The sequence below is a fragment of the Kocuria sp. U4B genome (genome assembly GCF_054875615.1).
On the sequence record NZ_CM142180.1, the window covers coordinates 2,925,958 to 2,943,779 of the forward strand.

Below are 17,822 nucleotides of genomic sequence, written 5' to 3' on the forward strand. Positions count from 1 at the left end.
CCGTGGGACGCCACGACGACGCGCTCGAGGGCCTGGGGCCCACGGGAGGGGAGCTCGAGGAGCTGCTGGAGGTGGCGCTGGCCGCCGCGGAGGCCGGCGCCGCGGTGCTGCGGGGCCGCGACAGCGCACGCCTCGGCGTGACCGGCAAGTCGGGGGAGGGCGACTGGGTGACCCGCTTCGACGTCGCGGCCGAGCAGGCCGTGCTGCGGGCGATCCTCGACCGCCGCCCGCACGACACCGTCACCGGCGAGGAGTCGGGCACCCACCACCCGGAGCACCCCTCCGGGATCCGCTGGTCGGTGGACCCCCTGGACGGGACCACCAACTTCATCCGCGACATCGTCTACTACTGCACCTCCGTGGCCGCCGCGGACGCCCAGGGCAACTGGCTCGTGGGCGCCGTCAACGCCCCCGCCCTGGGCCGGACGTACTACGCCGTGCGGGGCACCGGCGCCTGGGTCGAGCGCGACGGCGGCGTGCGGCGCCTCGAAGGACCCGTGCCGGGCCGCCCGGGCCGGCTCTACGGCACCGCCTTCTCGTTCGACGCCGCTGCGCGCGAGCGCCAGATCGATACCTTCTTGATGTCGATGAAGCACTACACGGACCTGCGGCGTCTGGGTTCGGCGGCCCTGGACCTGTGCATGGTGGCCGACGGGACCCTCGACGGCTACGCCGAGCAGGGGCTGCACGAGCACGACTGGGCCGCCGGCGCGCTCATCGCCGAGGAGGCGGGAGCGCTCGTGGTGCGCCCCGACCTGCCCTCCCCGGCGCAGGGCGAGGTGCCCGCGCAGGCCCGGCGGGCCGCCTGGATCACCGCACGTGAGCGGGGCATTCCCGGCTGAGAGCGGCCCCCCGCCGGGGGTGCGTGGGGGAGAACACACCGGCCGTGATTTGACCGTGACCTTTTCGTTGCCGTAGCGTGACCGACGAGCGTTTTCCCCGAGGGCCACGGCCCTCCGCTCGTGCGGAGCCCGCGCTCCGCCGCCGGTGCTCCTTCGCGCCGGCTCCCCGCACGCACCGAATGTGGCTTACACCACCAAGCGTGCAAAAGGGTGGCGGAACCAAAATCGTTACGCTACCGTTATCAACAGCTTCCCCGAGGATCCCCTCCGGGGATCCGGTGTGCCCTGTGCCCGTGCACAGGACCGCCACAACTCCATGCTGGGTGCTGCCGTAACACCGTACGTCGTCTACAAGGCAGACACCTGTGAACACATACCCAAACAACACCATCGACGGGTAGACGACAGCGCGAAGACATCCGGGGACGGAAACGAGCGCAGGTGGCCCAAGGGAGCATCATGAACAACACCTCCGCTATCCGTCGCAACGTCCGTCGTGGTGCCGCCGCCCTGATCCTGGGCGGGACCGCCGTGGGCGCCATGGCCCTGCCGGCCAACGCCGTTCCCACCTCCACCTGGGACGCCCTCGCCGAGTGCGAGTCCGGCGGCAACTGGGGCATCAACACCGGCAACGGGTTCTCCGGCGGTCTGCAGTTCACCCCCTCCACCTGGGCCGCCTTCGGCGGTCAGGGCGACCCGACGAACGCCTCCAAGTCCGAGCAGATCGCCGTGGCCGAGCGCGTGCTCGACGGCCAGGGCTGGGGCGCCTGGCCCGCCTGCTCCTCGCAGCTGGGCCTGTCCGGCAACGCCGGCGCCACCCCCACCGCCGTGACCCCGCAGTCCACCTCCGTGGCCCCGGTCGCCGCCCCGGCTCCCGCCGCCCCGAAGGCCGTCGAGGCCCCGGCCGCCGCCCCGGCACCCGCGGCCCCGAAGGCCGTCGAGGCCCCGGCCCCGGTCGCCGCCCCGGTCGTCCAGTACGTCGCCCCGGCCGCCACCGTGGCCCCGGCCGCCGTCTCCGGCGGCAGCTACACCGTCACCGCCGGTGACACCCTCTCCGTGATCGCCGGCAAGCTCGGCGTCGAGGGTGGCTGGGAGGCCCTCGCCGCCGCCAACGGCGGCACCATCGCCGACCCGAACCTGATCTTCCCGGGCCAGGTGCTGAACATCCCCGCCTGATCCTCCCGGATCCGGTCCGCGCGGCACGTCCGCGCTCCCACGACGAAGGGCCCCTCCCGCTCGGGAGGGGCCTTTGTCGCGCCCGGGGCCCCGGGCGGCACGGGATCAGGGCCACAGCCACCGGGTCGCCGGATCGACGGAGGCGTCGCCGAAGCCGACCGAGCGCTCGGCGCCCTTGACCCGGTAGGGCAGCACCACCATCAGGGCCTCCCCCTCGCGGTGCTCCAGCTCGACGGCCACGGCGGTCTGGCCGGAGCGGTCCGGCAGCGTCACGGGGAACGCCACCCCGGCGCACAGCACCTCGTCGCGCAGCTGCGCGGCCTTCGCCCGCAGGGCCTCCAGGGCGGCCTCGGGGGCCAGCTGCTCGAGCTGCTCGGGGGCCAGCGCGTCGAGCTCGTACTCCCCGTCCTTGCGCGCGGTGACCAGGAACGCCGGGAACGCCCCGTAGCGGCCCAGCTGCTCCTCCGCCACGGCCTGGACGTGGGCCATCATCGTGTCGATCGTCTCCTGGGCGTCCTTGCTGACCCGCTGCCGCCACGCGTTGGCGGCGTCGGCCGCGGACGTCGCGCGCGTCGCCGACCCCGTCCGGGCCCGCCCGCGGGGGCGCTCCTGGGGGTCCTTCTTCGCGCCGCGGGCCTTCTTGGTGCGGGCGGGGGTGTTCTTGGCCATGTCGTGGTGCTCCTGTGCCGTGGTCGGTGGTCCCTCCCAGGGTATGCCGGGCCCGGGAGCTCCGTCCGCCGGGCGGGCCCCGGACGGCGCGCGGCTAGACTGGACCGGAAAACCATCCCTATCCCGAGCAGGAGTGTGCATGTCTGCGATCACCCGCGAGCAGGTCGCCCACCTGGCGAAGCTCGCGCACATCGAGATGACGGAGGAGGAGCTGCGGGCCATGGCCGGCGAGCTCGACCTCATCGTCGACTCCGTCGCGTCCGTCAGCGAGGCCGCCGGCCCGGACGTCCCGGCCACCAGCCACCCCATCCCGCTGCAGAACGTCTTCCGCGAGGACGTCGTGGGGGAGACCCTCACCGCCGAGGAGGCGCTGCTGAACGCCCCGGACGCCGCCGAGGGCAAGTTCAAGGTTCCCGCCATCCTGGACGAGGAGTAGTCGCATGACCACCACCGGTTCCCCCCAGGGCGTCGTCGGCCTCAGCGCCGCCGCCCTCGCCCAGCAGCTCGCCGCCGGCGAGGTCTCCTCCGTCGAGGCCGTGCAGGCCCACCTCGACCGGATCGAGGCGACCGACGGCGCGCCCGTCGACCCCGGCGACCGCACCCGCGGCAAGGCCGGCGTCAACGCCTTCCTGCACGTCAACGCGGAGGAGGCCCTGGCCGTGGCCGCCGACGTGGACGCCGCCCGGGCCCGCGGCGAGGAGCTCCCGGCGCTGGCCGGCGTGCCGATCGCCGTCAAGGACCTCATCGTCACCAAGGGCCAGCCCACCACGGCCGGGTCCCGGATGCTCGAGGGCTGGATGAGCCCCTACGACGCCACGGTGACCCGCCGGCTGCGCGCCGCCCGGATGCCGATGCTCGGCAAGACCAACCTCGACGAGTTCGCCATGGGCTCCACCTCGGAGCACTCCGCCTTCGGCGACACCCGCAACCCGTGGGACCTCTCCCGCGTCCCCGGCGGCTCCGGCGGCGGGTCCGCCGCGGCCGTCACCGCGTTCCAGGCGCCGCTGGCCCTGGGCACGGACACCGGCGGGTCCATCCGCCAGCCCGCCGCCCTGACCGGCTCGGTGGGCGTGAAGCCGACCTACGGCGGGGTCTCCCGCTACGGCGTGATCGCGATGGCCTCCTCCCTCGACCAGGTCGGGCCCGTGTCCCGCACGGTGCTCGACGCCGCGCTGCTGCACGAGATCGTCGGCGGGCACGACCCCCACGACTCGACCTCCCTGCCCGGACCGGTCGGCGACCTCGTCGCCCAGGCCCGGGCCGGCGCCGCGGGCGGGCTGAAGGGCCTGCGCGTCGGCGTGGTCAAGGAGCTGACGGGCGAGGGCTTCCAGGCCGGCGTCCAGCAGCGCTTCGACGAGGCCGTGGAGCTGCTGCGCTCCGCGGGCGCCGAGATCGTGGAGGTCTCCACCCCGAACTTCCGCTACGCCCTCGGCGCGTACTACCTCATCATGTCCTCCGAGGTCTCCTCGAACCTCGCCAAGTACGACGGCGTGCGCTTCGGCCACCGGGTGCTGCCCGAGGACGGGCCGATGACGATCGAGCGCGTGATGGGCGCGACCCGCGCCGCCGGGTTCGGCGCCGAGGTCAAGCGCCGCATCATCCTCGGCACCTACGCGCTGTCCGCGGGCTACTACGACGCCTACTACGGCTCCGCGCAGAAGGTCCGCACCCTGGTGCAGCGCGACTTCGCGGCCGCCTTCGAGCAGGTGGACGTCCTCGTGTCCCCGACCGCGCCCACCACCGCGTTCGGGCTCGGCGCCGTGGACGAGTCCGCCGACCCCATGCAGATGTACCTCAACGACATCGCGACCATCCCGACCAACCTGGCCGGGATCCCCGCGATCTCCGTCCCCGGCGGCCTCGCCCCCGAGGACGGCCTGCCCGTGGGCGTCCAGTTCATGGCCCCCGCCCGCGAGGACGCCCGGCTCTACCGCGCCGGCGCCGGCCTCGAGGCCCTGCTCGAGGACCGCTGGGGCGGGCCGCTGTGGAAGGACCTGCCGGACACCGCCGCGCTGGTCCGCGACCTCTCCGGCGACCTCGCCGGGTCCACCCTGTCCGCACCCGTCCGGGGAGGAGCCCGCTGATGACCCAGACCACCGAAGAGATCCTGTCCTTCGACGAGGCGATGGAGAAGTACGACCCCGTGCTCGGCTTCGAGGTCCACGTCGAGCTCAACACCCGGACCAAGATGTTCGACGCCGCCCCCAACGTCTTCGGGGACGAGCCGAACACCGCGATCACCCCGGTCTCCCTGGGCCTGCCCGGCGTGCTGCCCGTGGTCAACAAGGTGGCCGTGGAGTCGGCCATCAAGCTCGGCCTCGCCCTGGGCTGCACGATCCGGCCCGTGTCCCACTTCGCCCGGAAGAACTACTTCTACCCGGACACCCCGAAGAACTTCCAGACCTCCCAGTACGACGAGCCGATCGCCGAGAACGGCACCATCGACATCGAGCTGGAGGACGGGACGGTCTTCACCGTCGAGATCGAGCGCGCCCACATGGAGGAGGACGCCGGGAAGCTCACCCACATGGGCGGCTCGACCGGGCGCATCCACGGCGCCGACTTCTCCCTGGTCGACTACAACCGCGCCGGGGTGCCGCTCATCGAGATCGTCACCAAGCCGATCGTGGGCGCCGGCACCCGGGCTCCCGAGCTGGCCCGCGCCTACGTGGCCGCCATCCGGGAGATCGTGAAGAACCTCGGCATCTCCGAGGCGCGGATGGAGCACGGCAACGTCCGCTGCGACGCCAACGTCTCCCTCATGCCCAAGGGCACCACCACCTTCGGCACCCGCTCGGAGACGAAGAACGTGAACTCCCTGCGCGCCGTCGAGCGGGCCGTGCGCTTCGAGATCCAGCGCCACGCCGCCGTGCTCGAGGCCGGCGGGACGATCGTGCAGGAGACGCGGCACTGGCACGAGGACACCCGGTCCACGACCAGCGGCCGCCCGAAGTCCGACGCCGACGACTACCGCTACTTCCCGGAGCCGGACCTCGTGCCGGTCGTGACGGACGAGGAGTGGATCGAGCGGCTGCGCGCCGAGCTGCCCGAGCCCCCTGCCGAGCGGCGCAAGCGGCTCCAGACGGCGTGGGGCTACTCGGACCAGGAGTTCCGCGACGTCGTCAACGCCGGGGTGATGGACGAGATCGAGCAGACCGTCGCCGCTGGGGCCACGCCCGCCGCGGCCCGCAAGTGGTGGATGGGCGAGATCGCCCGCATCGCCAAGCAGCGGGAGGTCGACATCGCGGAGCTGGGCGTCACGCCGCGGACCGTGGTCGAGCTCGACGGGCTGATCACCGGGGGCAAGATCAACGACAAGCTCGCGAAGAAGGTGCTCCAGCACGTCGTCGACGGCGAGGGCACCCCCGCCGAGGTCGTCGAGCGGCGCGGCATGGCCGTGGTCTCCGACGACGGCGTGCTCACGGCCGCCATCGACGACGCCATGGCCCAGATGCCCGACGTCGTGGCGAAGGTCCGCGCCGGCAAGGTGCAGGCCGTCGGCGCCCTCATCGGCCCGGTCATGAAGGCCACCCGCGGCCAGGCCGACGCCGCCCGCGTGCGCGAGCTGATCCTCGAGAAGCTCGGCGTGCAGGGCTGACGCACCCCGTCGCCCACGACGAGGGGCGGCGTCCCGGCCGGTGATCCCCGCGGATCCCGGCCGGGACGCCGCCCCTCGTGGCGTCCCGGGGGAGGCTCAGGCGCCGGCCAGGCCCATCCGGTCGAGCACCCACGCGTACTCCCACGCCGTGTCCTTCCACTGCGCGTAGCGGCCCGAGGCGCCCCCGTGGCCGCCGGCCATCTCGCAGCGCAGCAGCACGGGCTCGCCCGAGGTCGTGGCCCCGCGCAGCGCGGCGACCCACTTGGCCGGCTCCACGTAGAGCACCCGGGTGTCGTTGAGGCTGGTCACCGCGAGCACCGGCGGGTAGGGCAGCGGGCGGACGTTCTCGTAGGGGGAGTAGTCGCGCATGTACCGGTAGACGTGCGGGTCCTCGATCGGGTTGCCCCACTCCTCCCACTCCAGCGCCGTCAGCGGCAGGGAGGGGTCGAGGATCGAGGTCAGCGGGTCCACGAAGGGCACGGCCGCGAGCGCCCCGCAGTACTTCTCCGGCGCCAGGTTCAGCACCGCGCCCACCAGCAGGCCCCCGGCGGAGCCGCCCATCACCACGATGCGCCGCTCGTCGACGTCCGGGCGGGCCGCGAGGTGGTCGGTGACGGCCACGTAGTCGGTGAAGGTGTTCGTCTTGTGCAGCTTCTTCCCGTGCTCGTACCAGGCCCGGCCGAGCTCCCCGCCGCCGCGCACGTGGGCGACCGCCCAGATCACGCCGCGGTCCAGGAGGGACAGCCGGGAGACGGAGAACGCGGGGTCGGTGCTGTGCTCGTAGGAGCCGTACGCGTACTGGAGCACCGGGGCCGGCGCGGACGGGTCGAGATCGGCCCGCCGCACCAGGGAGACGGGGATCCGGGTGCCGTCCGCGGCGGCCGCCCAGTCCCGCTCCACCGTGTAGTCGGCGGGGTCGTAGCCGCCGAGGACCGTGGCCTCGCGGCGCAGCAGCGGCTCGGCGGGCAGGGCGTCGTCGTCGCCCGTGGCGCCGGAGACGAACACGTCGTAGACCCGCGGCGGGGTCGTGAAGGACGTGTAGGACAGCCGCACGACCGGAGCGTCGTGCTCGGCGGCCGAGACGGTCGCGGTGTAGAGCGCCTCCTCGAACGCCGGCTCCACGGGCGCGGCCGCCGCGTCCCCGGCCAGCCCGGTCAGCGGAACGAGCCGGACCCGCAGGGTCGTGTCCGCGCGCACGGAGACCACCAGGTGCGTCGCGGTGACCGCGCAGCCGTTGACGCGCTCCGTCGCCGACGCCGGCACGACGTCGCGCAGGGGCACCTGCGCGACCGGCAGGCCGAGGTGGGCGGGGTCCATGAGGGAGACGCGGGAGTTGGGCGCCTCGTGGTCGTGGGTGAGCAGGATCCGCTCCTGCCCGTCCAGCACGAACGGCTCCGCCTCGTAGAGCACCCGGTCGGTGCGGGGGAGGACCACCCGGAACGGCGCCGCGGGGTCGGCGACGGGCTGCAGGCGCACCTCGGAGTACTCGGAGCAGGCGGCGTCCACGACGATCCAGCGGCGGTCCGCGGACAGCCCCGCCCCCAGCCACATGGCGGGGTCGGTCTCCTCGAGCACGACGACGTCGTCGGCCACCGGGGTGCCCAGGACGTGGCGGCGCAGCTGGTGGGGCCGCCAGGTCTCGTCGACCACGGTGTAGTAGACGGCGCGGGCGTCCGGGGCGAGGAAGGCGCCGTAGAAGGTGCCGGGGATCTCGTCGGCCAGCAGCGCCCCGGTGGTGAGGTCCTTGACCCGCAGGACGAACCGCTCGTCGCCGGCCGTGTCCTCCGACCACGCCAGCAGGCTCCCGTCCTCGGCGACGTCGAAGCTGCCCAGCGAGTAGAACTCGTGCTTCGCGGACTCCGCGTTGGCGTCGAGCAGCACCTGCTCCCCGGCCAGGGGGCTGCCGGGCTCGACGACGGGCGGGGTCCAGTCCGCGAGCAGGTCCCCCGAGACGGCCGCGGGGACGCGGCAGAAGACCTGGTGCGCCCCGCCCTCGACCGTGCGCGAGAAGTACCACCAGCTCCCGCGCCGGTTGGGCACGGACAGGTCGGTCTCCTGGGTGCGGCCCTTGATCTCCCCGAAGATGCTCTCCCGCAGCCCCGCCAGGTGGGCGGTGGACGCCTCGGCGTAGTCGTTCTCGGCGGCCAGGTGCCCGAGCACCTCGGGGGACTCCTTGTCGCGCAGCCACTCGTACGGGTCGGAGAACACGTGGCCGTGGAAGGCGCGCTCGACGGGCTGCCGGCGGATCTGCGGGGGCTGAGCTGTCATGGGACCATCCTAGGGAACGCCGCCGCCCGCCCCGCGGCGCCGGCCGGGGCCAGTGCCACAATGGCCGCATGAGCACCCCCGCGCACGTGGACCGGCGACCGCCCTCCTTCGGCTCGACCCGCGCCGACCTGTGGGTCCAGATCCTCCTGGTGCTCGGGGTGTCGCTGGGCGCCTCCGCGGTGTACGCGGTGATCTCCCTGGCCGAGGACCTCGCCCGGGGCCCGCTCGCCGAGGCGCAGGCGACCCTCAACCCGCCGCTGAGCATCCAGCCCGTCTTCGACCTGCTCCGCCAGCTCGCCGGGATCGGCCTGGACCTCGTCCCGGTGCTGCTGGCCCTCTACCTGCTCGCCGGCTCGGCGGGGGCCCTGCGCACCGCCGCCCGGCGGATCGGGCTCGACGCGCGGATGCCCCTGCCGGATCTCGGGCTGGGCGCCGTGCTGTTCCTGCTCATGGGCCTGGGCACGCTGGCCCTCTACGGGGCCGGGCGGGCCCTCGGCGTGACCGCCCAGGTCACGACCTCGGGCCTCGCCGAGCACTGGTGGACCGTGCCGGTCCTGCTGCTGTCCGCGCTGCGCCACGCGCTCGTGGAGGAGGTGGTGGTCGTCGCCTTCCTCGCGGACCGGCTGACCCGCCTGGGCTGGCGCTGGCCGGCGGTGCTGGCGGCCACGGCCCTGCTCCGCGGCGTCTACCACGTCTACCAGGGGATCGGCCCGTTCCTGGGCAACGTGGTGATGGGCCTGGTCTTCGCGGAGCTCTACCGGCGCACCGGGCGGGTGATGCCCCTCGTCGTGGCGCACTTCCTGCTCGACGCCGTGGGCTTCCTCGGCAGCGCGTGGCTGCTGGGCTGAGCCCCGCCGCCCGGTCCGCGCGGGCTCAGATGGTGACGGGGCCGTCCGGGGTGGTGAACGTCACCGACAGCAGCCCCGGGGTCCCGTCCGGGTAGCGCCACTCGACCTCCACGTCCTGCAGCGCGGTCTCGACCGGCGCGCCCAGCCACTCGGTGACGCGCTCGGGAGCGCCCGCGATGCACATCCCAGCCAGGCCCACGTCCGTGATCCGGGCCTGCGAGGGGTGCATCTCCGGGGCCGAGTCGAAGCGCACCATGAACGGCAGCTGCGGATCCGCGATCAGGCCCATGACGCCGATCTGGTGCCACTGCAGGCAGCGCCCGTCCGGGAACACCCGGTGGCCGGCCACCGCCTCGCGGCCCAGCCGCCGCTCGAAGGGGGCGAGGTCGTCGACCTCCACGACCCAGCCCAGCCAGCCGCCGCCCGCCCGGGACCGGGCGCGCACCGCCTGGCCGAACGGCGCCTTCTCCGCCGCGGGGTGCTCGAGGACCTCCACGACCTCCACGTACTGGTGGTTGGTCAGCGGCAGGATCATGTTGCGGGTGCCGAAACGGGGGTGCACCCCGCCCTTGACCGGCTCGATCCCGAGCTGGTCCGCGATCCGCTCGGTGGTGGCGGCCAGACCCTCGGGGCGGCAGGCGTAGGACACGTGGTCGACTCTCATGGGCACATCGTGGCACCGTGTGAGTTGCGTCTCCAAATCGGACCGCGGCGCGCCCGGGGACCCCCGCGGAGCACCGGCGCCGGGCCCCGCGCCGGGCCCGGCTTGACGCCGTGTTCCCCGAATCCGGAGAATGTGGGCAGGTCATGAGCGCCAGCGTCCAAGCCCCAGCTAGCTGGCCGGCAACCCTCCACCGCGGTGGGGTGCCCTGGGTGAAGACCAGGCTCCTCGCGCCCGGCGAGGCAGCAAGCGCGGGTCCTCGGTGCCCGGCCGTTCCCCGGCTGCACCGCGACGGCCGGAGACCGGACCCCTGACTTTCCGCAAGGAGCTCACGGCATGCCCGAGTCCCCCCTTCCCACGCCCGAGAACCCGGCCGGCTGGTCCTTCGAGACCAAGCAGATCCACGCCGGCCAGCGCCCCGACCCGGTCACCGGGTCCCGGGCCCTGCCGATCCACCAGACGACGTCCTTCGTGTTCCCCGACGCCCAGGCCGCCGCGGACCGCTTCGCGCTCGCGGAGCTCGGCCCGATCTACACCCGGATCGGCAACCCCACCACGGAGGTCGTGGAGAACCGCATCGCGGCGCTCGAGGGCGGGGTGGGGGCGCTCATGCTCGGCTCGGGGCAGGCGGCCACGACGTTCGCGGTGCTCAACGTCGCGGGCGCGGGGGACCACGTCGTGGCGAGCCCCAGCCTGTACGGCGGGTCGTTCAACCTCTTCAAGTTCACCCTGGCCAAGCTCGGCATCGAGACGACGTTCGTCGACGACCCGGACGACCCCGAGGCGTGGCGGCGGGCGGTGCGCCCGAACACCAAGGTCTTCTACGCCGAGACCATCCCCAACCCGCGCAACGACGTCCTCGACATCGAGACCGTCGCGGGGATCGCCCACGAGAGCGAGGTCCCCCTCGTCGTGGACAACACGGTGGCGACCCCCTACCTGGTGCGGCCCCTCGAGTGGGGCGCCGACGTCGTGGTGCACTCGGCCACCAAGTTCCTCGGCGGCCACGGCACGGCCATCGGCGGGTTCATCGTGGACTCCGGCAACTTCGACTACGGCCGCTACCCCGACCGGTTCCCCGGCTTCAACCTCCCCGACGAGTCCTACGCCGGGCTCGTCTACGCCCAGGCGCTCGGCGCCGACGGCCCCTTCGGGGCCAACCTCTCCTACGTCCTCAAGGCCCGGGTGCAGCTGCTGCGCGACCTCGGCCCGGCGATCTCCCCGTTCAACGCGTTCCTCATCGAGCAGGGGATCGAGACCCTGTCCCTGCGCATGGAGCGCCACGTGGCCAACGCCGGGACGGTCGCCCGGTGGCTGGAGGCTCGCGAGGACGTGCGCTCCGTGTCCTGGGCGGGCCTGGAGTCCTCGCCGTGGCACGAGCGGGCCCGCAAGTACGCGCCGAAGGGCGCCGGGTCCGTCCTGGGCTTCGTGCTCGAGGGCGGCCGCGAGGCCGGTGCCGCGTTCGTGGACGCCCTGAGCCTGCACTCCAACGTCGCGAACATCGGCGACGTCCGCTCGCTCGTCATCCACCCGGCGTCGACGACGCACAGCCAGCTCCTGCCGGAGGAGCAGCTCGGAGCCGGGGTGGAGCCCGGTTTCGTGCGCCTGTCCGTGGGCCTGGAGAACGTCGAGGACATCCTCGCCGACCTCGAGCAGGGCTTCGCGGCCGCGGCCGAGGCCCAGGAGTGACCGTGACGGTGCTGCGCGGGCTCGGCGCGGGGACCCCCGTCCGGGAGGACGGGGTGGCGCGCCACGCCGAGATCGGGACGCTCGAGCTGGAGTCGGGCCACCGGCTGCCCGAGGTGCGGCTGGCCTACGAGACGTGGGGCACCCTCGCCCCGGACGGCTCCAACGCCGTGCTCGTCGAGCACTCCCTCACGGGGGACGCGCACGTGGCCGCGGGCCGGGCCCGTCCCGGGGCGTCCGAGGCCGAGCGGCGCGCCGCAGAGAGCGCGGGGTGGTGGGAGGGCCTCGTGGGCCCCGGCGCCGCCATCGACACCGACCGCTACTTCGTGGTCTGCGCGAACATCGTGGGCGGCTGCTACGGGTCCACGGGCCCGGCCAGCCCCGCGCCGCCGAGCGTGGACCCCGAGCGGCGGCCCTGGGGCTCGCGCTTCCCCATGGTCACCATCCGCGACACCGTGCACGCCGAGGCGGCCCTCGCCGACGCCCTCGGCGTCGAGGCCTGGCGCCTGGTCATCGGCGGGTCCATGGGCGGGGCGCGGGCCCTGGAGTGGGCCGTGACCTACCCGGACCGGGTCCGGGCGTGCGCCGTGATCGCGGCCTGCGCGCAGTCCAGCGCCGAGCAGATCGCCTGGGGCCAGGCCCAGAACCTCGCGATCCGCCAGGACCCGGACTTCCGCGGCGGCGACTACTACGACGGACCCCTCCCCGCGGCCGGCCTCGGCCTGGCCCGGCGGATCGCCCACATCACATACCGCTCCGCGGCCGAGCTGCACCACCGGTTCGGGCGCACGCCCCAGGGCGAGGAGCACGTGATCGGCGCCACGGCCGCCGAGCGCGGGCGCTACCAGGTGGAGAGCTACCTCGACCACCAGGCGTCCAAGCTCGCGGGGCGCTTCGACGCGAACGCGTACCTGGCCGTCAACGAGGCGCTGATGTCCCACGACGTCGCCCGGGGCCGCGGCACGCTCGAGGAGGCCCTGTCCGTCAGCTCGTGCGAGTGGCTCGTGGCCGCCGTGGACTCCGACCGGCTGTACCTGCCGCACGAGTCGGACGTGCTCGCCGCCGCCCTGCCGGGCCGGGTCCGCCGGCGCACCCTGACGTCCCCGTCCGGGCACGACGGCTTCCTCCTCGAGTCCCCGCAGCTCGGGAAGCTGCTCGTCGAGACGGTCCTGCGGGAGGCCTGAGCCGGTCCTGCCCGCCGGGCGCCGCCGTCGGGGCCCGAGTGGCACACTGGTGCCATGACCGACGCCCCCGCCCCGACCGCCGCCCCCTTCGCCGTCTGGAGCAACGACGCCGACGCCCGCCCCGGCACGCCCCTGCTCGTGCTGCTGCACGGGTACGGCTCGCACGAGCGCGACCTCATGGGCCTCGTGCCCGCCCTGCCCGCGCAGTTCAGCGTCGCGTCGCTGCGGGCGCCGCAGCCGGTCCAGCTCGGCTACCAGTGGTTCCCGCTGTCCGCGGACCTCGGCTTCTCGCTGGAGCGGGTGCTCGAGGCCGTGGCCCCGGTGGCCGCCTGGCTGCGCGAGCGCGCGGCCGAGCACTCCAGCATCACGCTGCTCGGCTTCTCCCAGGGCATGGCCATGGCCACGTCCCTGGCCCGGCACATGCCCGGGGAGATCGCGGCCGTGGTGGGCCTGTCCGGGTTCGTGGTCCCGGGGGAGCACCCGCTGTTCGCCGACGAGCGGCTGCGGGAGCAGCGCCTGCCGATGTTCTGGGGCCGGGACCCTCAGGACCCCGTCATCCCGCCGGAGCTCGTGGACGCCACCGCCGAGTGGGCGCTGGAGCACGCCGACGTCATGAAGGTCCACTACACCGGGGTGGGCCACGGCGTCAGCCCCCAGGAGCTCGGCCACGTCGGCGAGTACCTCACCCAGGTGGTGCTGCGGGGCTGACCCGCCCGGCCGGGCTCAGTCCCGGGCCGTGATGCGCACGGAGGTCCCGTGGGCGCTGACCACGTCCCCCGCGTGCAGCTGGCGGCCGCGGCGCGTCTCGACCTCCCCGTTCACCCGGACCCGGCCCTCCTCGACGAGGGACCGCGCGTGGGCGCCGTCCTCGGCGAGGTTCGCCAGCTTCAGCGCCTGGCCGAGCCGGATCATCCCGTCCCGGATCTCCAGGTCCTCGGGCGTGCCGTGCTGCTGCGGTGGTGTCGTCATGGCCCCATTGTCCCAGCCTCCCGCAGTGCTCCGCACCCGGCTCCGCACCCGGCTCCGCACCCGGTGCCGGCGTCCCCGCCGGGGTCTGCGCCGTCCCGGGGCCGCCCGCCCCGGCCCGGTCCGCGGGTGCCGCGGTAATTGGCTACCCTGGGGCGAGGACGTCGCCCGCGGCGTCCTCGTTCGTGACGGCCGACGCAGGCCGCGCCCTCGGCGGCCGACCCGCCGAGCCCGCAACCCACCACGCACGTCCGCAGCCGGCGGTCGGGCGAGAACCTGGAGTGAACCCACATGGCCCCCAAATCCACGTTGGACAACGTCATCTCGCTGGCCAAGCGCCGCGGTTTCGTGTTCCAGGCGGGTGAGATCTACGGCGGTTCCCGCTCCGCCTGGGACTACGGGCCCCTCGGTGCGGAGCTCAAGGAGAACATCAAGCGCGAGTGGTGGCAGACCTTCGTGCGCGGGCGCGAGGACATGGTCGGCCTCGACTCCTCGATCATCCTGCCCAAGGCCGTGTGGGAGGCCTCCGGGCACGTCGCGACGTTCACCGACCCGCTCGTCGAGTGCCTCTCCTGCCACAAGCGCGCCCGCCAGGACCACCTGATCGAGGCCTTCGAGGAGAAGAAGGGCCGCGCCCCCGAGAACGGGATGTCCGAGATCCCCTGCCCCAACTGCGGCACCAAGGGCCAGTGGACCGAGCCCCAGCAGTTCTCCGGCCTGATGAAGACCTTCCTCGGCCCGGTCGACAACGCCGAGGGCCTGCACTACCTGCGCCCCGAGACCGCCCAGGGCATCTTCGTGAACTTCAACAACGTGGTGACGACCTCCCGCAAGAAGCCGCCGTTCGGCATCGGGCAGATCGGCAAGGCGTTCCGCAACGAGATCACCCCCGGCAACTTCATCTTCCGCACCCGCGAGTTCGAGCAGATGGAGATCGAGTACTTCACGCACCCGGCGGAGGCGCAGCACTGGTTCGACGAGTGGGTCGAGGCCTGCTGGAGCTGGTTCACGGACCTGGGCATCGACCCGGACCACATGCGCCGCTTCGACGTGCCGAAGGAGGACCGCGCGCACTACTCGGCGGGCACCATCGACATCGAGTACAGGTTCGGCTTCCAGGGCAACCCCTGGGGCGAGCTCATGGGCGTGGCCAACCGCACCGACTACGACCTCGGCGTGCACAACGAGCACTCCAACGCGGACCTGAGCTACTTCGACCAGCAGACCAACGAGCGCTACGTGCCCCACGTGATCGAGCCGTCGTTCGGCCTGACCCGCTCGATGATGGCCTTCCTCGTGGACGCCTACACCGAGGACGAGGCCCCCAACGCCAAGGGCGGGGTGGACAAGCGCACCGTCCTCAAGCTGGACCCGCGCCTGGCCCCCGTCAAGGCCGCGGTGCTGCCGCTGTCCCGCAACGAGGACCTCTCGCCCAAGGCACGCGACCTCGGCGCGGAGCTGCGCCGGAACTGGAACATCGACTTCGACGACTCCGGGGCGATCGGCCGCCGCTACCGCCGCCAGGACGAGATCGGCACCCCGTTCTGCATCACGGTGGACTTCGACACCCTCGAGGACCAGGCCGTCACCATCCGGGAGCGGGACGCCATGACGCAGGAGCGCGTGGCCCTGGACCAGGTCAAGTCCTACCTCGCCGGGAAGCTCGCGCGCTGATGGGCGGGCCGGGCAACCTCGTGATCCGTCCCTGGCGGGACGGCGACGACCTGCGCCTGCTCGAGGTGTGGCCGGACCCGGAGACCGCCACCGCCGCGCAGTTCCGGGCCACGCTCGGCCCCGACGGCGACGCCCCGTGGTCCCGCACGCTCGTGGCGGAGGACTCCGGCGTGCCGATCGCCGCCGGCACGGTCCGCGAGTCGGCGCTGCACCCGCTGCGGCTGTGGGCGTGGGTCGAGGTGGCCCCCGACCGCCGCGGCGAGGGCCTCGGCCGGGCCCTGCTGGAGCGCCTGCGCGCGGAGGCGGCCGCCGCGCCGTCGGGCGTGCGGGCCCTGCGCACCAAGGTGGCCCCCGGCTCGGCGGGCGAGCGGTTCGCGCGCGCCGCCGGGCTGGGGCCCGTGCAGCTCTCCCGCGTGGTGCGCGTCGAGCCCGGGGCGCTGCCGCTGCGCCCGCTGCGGGAGCACGCCGACGGGACCCCCGCCCAGGCGGTGCAGGACCTCGCGACCGGCTCCGTGGAGCTCACCCGGGTGCTGTGGGAGTTCTACCGCGCGGTCCACGGCTGGGACGAGCCGGCCGACCTGCCGGTCGGACGGGTGAACCAGCTCTTCCTCTCCGACGCGGCCCACGCGTTCGGGGCCGTGGTGCTGCGCAACGGCGTGGCGCCGGGGGAGCGCGGGCGGATCTCCGCCTTCGCCGTGAGCTACCGCCCGCTCGAGCTCGACGCCGCGCCCGGGGCCGGGCCCGCCGAGGCCCCCGCCGACGCCCCGGCGAACGTGCTCCTCGGCTGGGCGCCGGGTGATTCCGCGGCCGGACCGGCCGTCGAGCAGCTGCTCGCGCTGCTGGTCCACGACCACCCGGTGCAGTTCCAGGTGGACGGGTCGATGGAGCCGCTGACCGCCGTCGCCGACAACCTCCTGGCCGCCGGCGTCGCGTCGGTCGTCGAGACCACCGTGGTCCTCGCGGAGCCCGCCGGCTCCTGAGCCGCCCCCCCCCCGGGCCCCGCCCCGCAGCCTGCGGGGCGGGGCCCGGGACCTGCGGTGTGCCCGTCCGTGAGAGAATGCCCCGGTGATGGACACCCGTACCGAGAACCCGCCCGCGAAGCTCGACCTGCCGCCCCTGCACCTGGGGAAGCTGACGATCGACGTCCCGGTCGTGCTCGCGCCCATGGCCGGGGTGACCAACAAGGCGTTCCGCCGGCTGTGCCGCGAGTACGGCGGCGGGCTCTACGTCACCGAGATGGTCACCGCCCGCGCCCTCGTGGAGCGCCGGCCCGAGTCCATGCGGATCATCGACCACGACCCGGACGAGGTCCCGCGCTCCATCCAGATCTACGGGGTGGACGCGGTCAACGTCGGCAGGGCCGTGCGCATGGTCGTCGAGGAGGACCGCGCCGACCACGTCGACCTCAACTTCGGCTGCCCCGTGCCCAAGGTCACCAAGCGCGGCGGCGGCTCCGCCCTGCCCTGGAAGACCGACCTGTTCACCGCCATCGTGCGCACCGCGGTCGAGGAGGCCTCCCGCGGCGGCGTCCCGGTGACCGTGAAGATGCGCAAGGGCATCGACGACGACCACCTCACCTTCCTGGAGGCCGGGCGGATCGCCCGCGACCACGGCGTGGCCGCGGTCGCCCTGCACGGACGGACCCTGGAGCAGCACTACTCCGGGACCGCGGACTGGGACGCGATCGCCCGGCTGCGCGAGGCCCTGCCCGACGTGCCCGTGCTCGGCAACGGCGACATCTGGAGCGCCGAGGACGCCGTGCGCATGGTCGAGCAGACCGGGGTGGACGGCGTCGTGATCGGCCGCGGCTGCCAGGGCCGGCCCTGGCTGTTCGGGGACCTGCAGGCCGCCTTCGAGGGCCGCCCCGACCGGTTCCGCCCCGGCGTGGCCGACGTCGCCCGCACGATCTACCGGCACGCGGAGCTGCTCGTCGAGATGTTCGGCGACGAGGGCAAGGGCCTGCGCGACATCCGCAAGCACGTGGCCTGGTACTTCAAGGGCTACCCCGTGGGCGGGGAGCTGCGCGCGCGCATGGCGCAGGTCCCGGACCTGGCCACCCTCCGGGAGCTGCTGGCCGAGCTGGACCTGGACCTGGGCTACCCGGGCGACGCGGTCGAGGGACCCCGCGGCCGCGCGGGCTCCCCGAAGCGCCCGCACCTGCCGGACGGCTGGCTCGCCTCCCGCGAGCTCGGCGACGCCGAGCGGCTGGGCCTGTCCGCCGCCGAGCTCGACGTCTCCGGCGGCTGAGCG

At 73.9% G+C, this 17,822-nt stretch carries 16 protein-coding genes and 1 riboswitch; of the genes, 12 read left to right on the forward strand and 4 right to left on the reverse strand.

Annotated features, from left to right (window positions below; genetic code table 11):
* Positions 1–2: 2 nt before the first annotated feature.
* On the forward strand, positions 3–842 hold the full coding sequence (locus tag ACYSMR_RS13730; RefSeq protein ID WP_251333097.1) for an inositol monophosphatase family protein: 840 nt from the start codon (positions 3–5) through the stop codon (positions 840–842).
* A gap of 459 nt (positions 843–1,301) precedes the next feature.
* A complete protein-coding gene (locus tag ACYSMR_RS13735; protein WP_461745970.1) occupies positions 1,302–2,018 on the forward strand; it encodes a transglycosylase family protein in 717 nt (238 codons plus the stop codon).
* A gap of 105 nt (positions 2,019–2,123) precedes the next feature.
* Here ACYSMR_RS13735 and ACYSMR_RS13740 read toward each other — a convergent pair whose 3' ends face one another.
* Entirely contained in the window at positions 2,124–2,687 is a 564-nt protein-coding gene (locus ACYSMR_RS13740; protein ID WP_461745972.1) for a hypothetical protein, read from the reverse strand.
* A 139-nt stretch (positions 2,688–2,826) separates the two neighbouring features.
* Here ACYSMR_RS13740 and gatC point away from each other — a divergent pair, with 139 nt between their 5' ends.
* Genes gatC through gatB form a run of 3 tightly spaced genes read left to right on the forward strand, consistent with a single transcriptional unit; the run spans position 2,827 to position 6,285 of the window.
* Positions 2,827–3,123: an Asp-tRNA(Asn)/Glu-tRNA(Gln) amidotransferase subunit GatC gene (gene gatC / locus ACYSMR_RS13745; protein WP_309126744.1), complete on the forward strand. Its 297-nt coding sequence runs from the start codon at positions 2,827–2,829 to the stop codon at positions 3,121–3,123.
* Positions 3,124–3,127: 4 nt separating this feature from the next.
* On the forward strand, positions 3,128–4,771 hold the full coding sequence (gatA, locus tag ACYSMR_RS13750) for an Asp-tRNA(Asn)/Glu-tRNA(Gln) amidotransferase subunit GatA (RefSeq protein ID WP_461745975.1): 1,644 nt from the start codon (positions 3,128–3,130) through the stop codon (positions 4,769–4,771).
* Positions 4,771–6,285 carry an Asp-tRNA(Asn)/Glu-tRNA(Gln) amidotransferase subunit GatB gene (gene gatB / locus ACYSMR_RS13755; RefSeq protein ID WP_461745977.1) on the forward strand — a complete coding sequence of 505 codons (1,515 nt, stop codon included), beginning with the start codon at positions 4,771–4,773 and terminating at the stop codon, positions 6,283–6,285. The genes gatA and gatB overlap by 1 nt, the downstream gene beginning before the upstream one ends.
* Before the next feature lie 96 nt (positions 6,286–6,381).
* Here gatB and ACYSMR_RS13760 read toward each other — a convergent pair whose 3' ends face one another.
* Positions 6,382–8,553: a S9 family peptidase gene (locus ACYSMR_RS13760; protein ID WP_461745979.1), complete on the reverse strand. Its 2,172-nt coding sequence runs from the start codon at positions 8,551–8,553 to the stop codon at positions 6,382–6,384.
* Positions 8,554–8,621: 68 nt separating this feature from the next.
* On the opposite strand from ACYSMR_RS13760, the gene ACYSMR_RS13765 reads away from it, so the two are divergent.
* Entirely contained in the window at positions 8,622–9,401 is a 780-nt protein-coding gene (locus tag ACYSMR_RS13765) for a CPBP family intramembrane glutamic endopeptidase (RefSeq protein ID WP_461745981.1), read from the forward strand.
* A 25-nt stretch (positions 9,402–9,426) separates the two neighbouring features.
* On the opposite strand, the gene ACYSMR_RS13770 is transcribed toward ACYSMR_RS13765, so the two are convergent.
* Positions 9,427–10,065: a VOC family protein gene (locus ACYSMR_RS13770; RefSeq protein WP_251333105.1), complete on the reverse strand. Its 639-nt coding sequence runs from the start codon at positions 10,063–10,065 to the stop codon at positions 9,427–9,429.
* Between the two features lie 139 nt (positions 10,066–10,204).
* Positions 10,205–10,320, forward strand: a riboswitch (SAM riboswitch).
* A 78-nt stretch (positions 10,321–10,398) separates the two neighbouring features.
* On the opposite strand from ACYSMR_RS13770, the gene ACYSMR_RS13775 reads away from it, so the two are divergent.
* From ACYSMR_RS13775 to ACYSMR_RS13785, 3 genes are read left to right on the forward strand one after another with little or no spacing between them, the layout of a single operon-like run.
* Positions 10,399–11,751 carry a bifunctional o-acetylhomoserine/o-acetylserine sulfhydrylase gene (locus tag ACYSMR_RS13775; RefSeq protein WP_461745983.1) on the forward strand — a complete coding sequence of 451 codons (1,353 nt, stop codon included), beginning with the start codon at positions 10,399–10,401 and terminating at the stop codon, positions 11,749–11,751.
* Complete coding sequence (gene metX, locus ACYSMR_RS13780; protein ID WP_251333107.1) at positions 11,748–12,932, forward strand: homoserine O-acetyltransferase MetX; 1,185 nt, start codon at positions 11,748–11,750, stop codon at positions 12,930–12,932. The genes ACYSMR_RS13775 and metX overlap by 4 nt, the downstream gene beginning before the upstream one ends.
* A gap of 54 nt (positions 12,933–12,986) precedes the next feature.
* Positions 12,987–13,640 (forward strand): alpha/beta hydrolase, encoded by a 654-nt coding sequence (locus tag ACYSMR_RS13785; protein WP_251333108.1) that lies wholly within the window; start codon positions 12,987–12,989, stop codon positions 13,638–13,640.
* Positions 13,641–13,655: 15 nt separating this feature from the next.
* Here the strand turns inward: ACYSMR_RS13785 and ACYSMR_RS13790 are convergent, their stop codons facing one another.
* Positions 13,656–13,901 (reverse strand): RNA-binding S4 domain-containing protein, encoded by a 246-nt coding sequence (locus ACYSMR_RS13790; protein ID WP_251333109.1) that lies wholly within the window; start codon positions 13,899–13,901, stop codon positions 13,656–13,658.
* Between the two features lie 288 nt (positions 13,902–14,189).
* On the opposite strand from ACYSMR_RS13790, the gene ACYSMR_RS13795 reads away from it, so the two are divergent.
* From ACYSMR_RS13795 to dusB, 3 genes are all read left to right on the forward strand, one after another.
* Positions 14,190–15,572 (forward strand): glycine--tRNA ligase, encoded by a 1,383-nt coding sequence (locus ACYSMR_RS13795; RefSeq protein WP_461745986.1) that lies wholly within the window; start codon positions 14,190–14,192, stop codon positions 15,570–15,572.
* Positions 15,572–16,552, forward strand: coding sequence for a GNAT family N-acetyltransferase (locus ACYSMR_RS13800; RefSeq protein ID WP_461745988.1), 981 nt, complete (start codon positions 15,572–15,574; stop codon positions 16,550–16,552). Before ACYSMR_RS13795 ends, ACYSMR_RS13800 begins: the two co-directional genes overlap by 1 nt.
* Positions 16,553–16,640: 88 nt before the next feature.
* On the forward strand, positions 16,641–17,819 hold the full coding sequence (dusB, locus tag ACYSMR_RS13805; RefSeq protein WP_251333142.1) for a tRNA dihydrouridine synthase DusB: 1,179 nt from the start codon (positions 16,641–16,643) through the stop codon (positions 17,817–17,819).
* The last annotated feature ends 3 nt before the right edge of the window (positions 17,820–17,822 follow it).

Excerpts from the sequence above, each read along its gene's own strand:
- ACYSMR_RS13795 (WP_461745986.1), top strand. The coding sequence starts at position 14,190 with ATGGCCCCCAAATCCACGTTGGACAACGTCATCTCGCTGGCCAAGCGC.
- gatB (WP_461745977.1), top strand. The coding sequence starts at position 4,771 with ATGACCCAGACCACCGAAGAGATCCTGTCCTTCGACGAGGCGATGGAG.
- ACYSMR_RS13800 (WP_461745988.1), top strand. The coding sequence starts at position 15,572 with ATGGGCGGGCCGGGCAACCTCGTGATCCGTCCCTGGCGGGACGGCGAC.
- dusB (WP_251333142.1), top strand. The coding sequence starts at position 16,641 with ATGGACACCCGTACCGAGAACCCGCCCGCGAAGCTCGACCTGCCGCCC.
- gatC (WP_309126744.1), top strand. The coding sequence starts at position 2,827 with ATGTCTGCGATCACCCGCGAGCAGGTCGCCCACCTGGCGAAGCTCGCG.
- ACYSMR_RS13740 (WP_461745972.1), bottom strand. The coding sequence starts at position 2,687 with ATGGCCAAGAACACCCCCGCCCGCACCAAGAAGGCCCGCGGCGCGAAG.
- gatA (WP_461745975.1), top strand. The coding sequence starts at position 3,128 with ATGACCACCACCGGTTCCCCCCAGGGCGTCGTCGGCCTCAGCGCCGCC.
- ACYSMR_RS13775 (WP_461745983.1), top strand. The coding sequence starts at position 10,399 with ATGCCCGAGTCCCCCCTTCCCACGCCCGAGAACCCGGCCGGCTGGTCC.
- ACYSMR_RS13760 (WP_461745979.1), bottom strand. The coding sequence starts at position 8,553 with ATGACAGCTCAGCCCCCGCAGATCCGCCGGCAGCCCGTCGAGCGCGCC.
- ACYSMR_RS13765 (WP_461745981.1), top strand. The coding sequence starts at position 8,622 with ATGAGCACCCCCGCGCACGTGGACCGGCGACCGCCCTCCTTCGGCTCG.
- ACYSMR_RS13770 (WP_251333105.1), bottom strand. The coding sequence starts at position 10,065 with ATGAGAGTCGACCACGTGTCCTACGCCTGCCGCCCCGAGGGTCTGGCC.
- ACYSMR_RS13790 (WP_251333109.1), bottom strand. The coding sequence starts at position 13,901 with ATGACGACACCACCGCAGCAGCACGGCACGCCCGAGGACCTGGAGATC.
- ACYSMR_RS13735 (WP_461745970.1), top strand. The coding sequence starts at position 1,302 with ATGAACAACACCTCCGCTATCCGTCGCAACGTCCGTCGTGGTGCCGCC.
- ACYSMR_RS13785 (WP_251333108.1), top strand. The coding sequence starts at position 12,987 with ATGACCGACGCCCCCGCCCCGACCGCCGCCCCCTTCGCCGTCTGGAGC.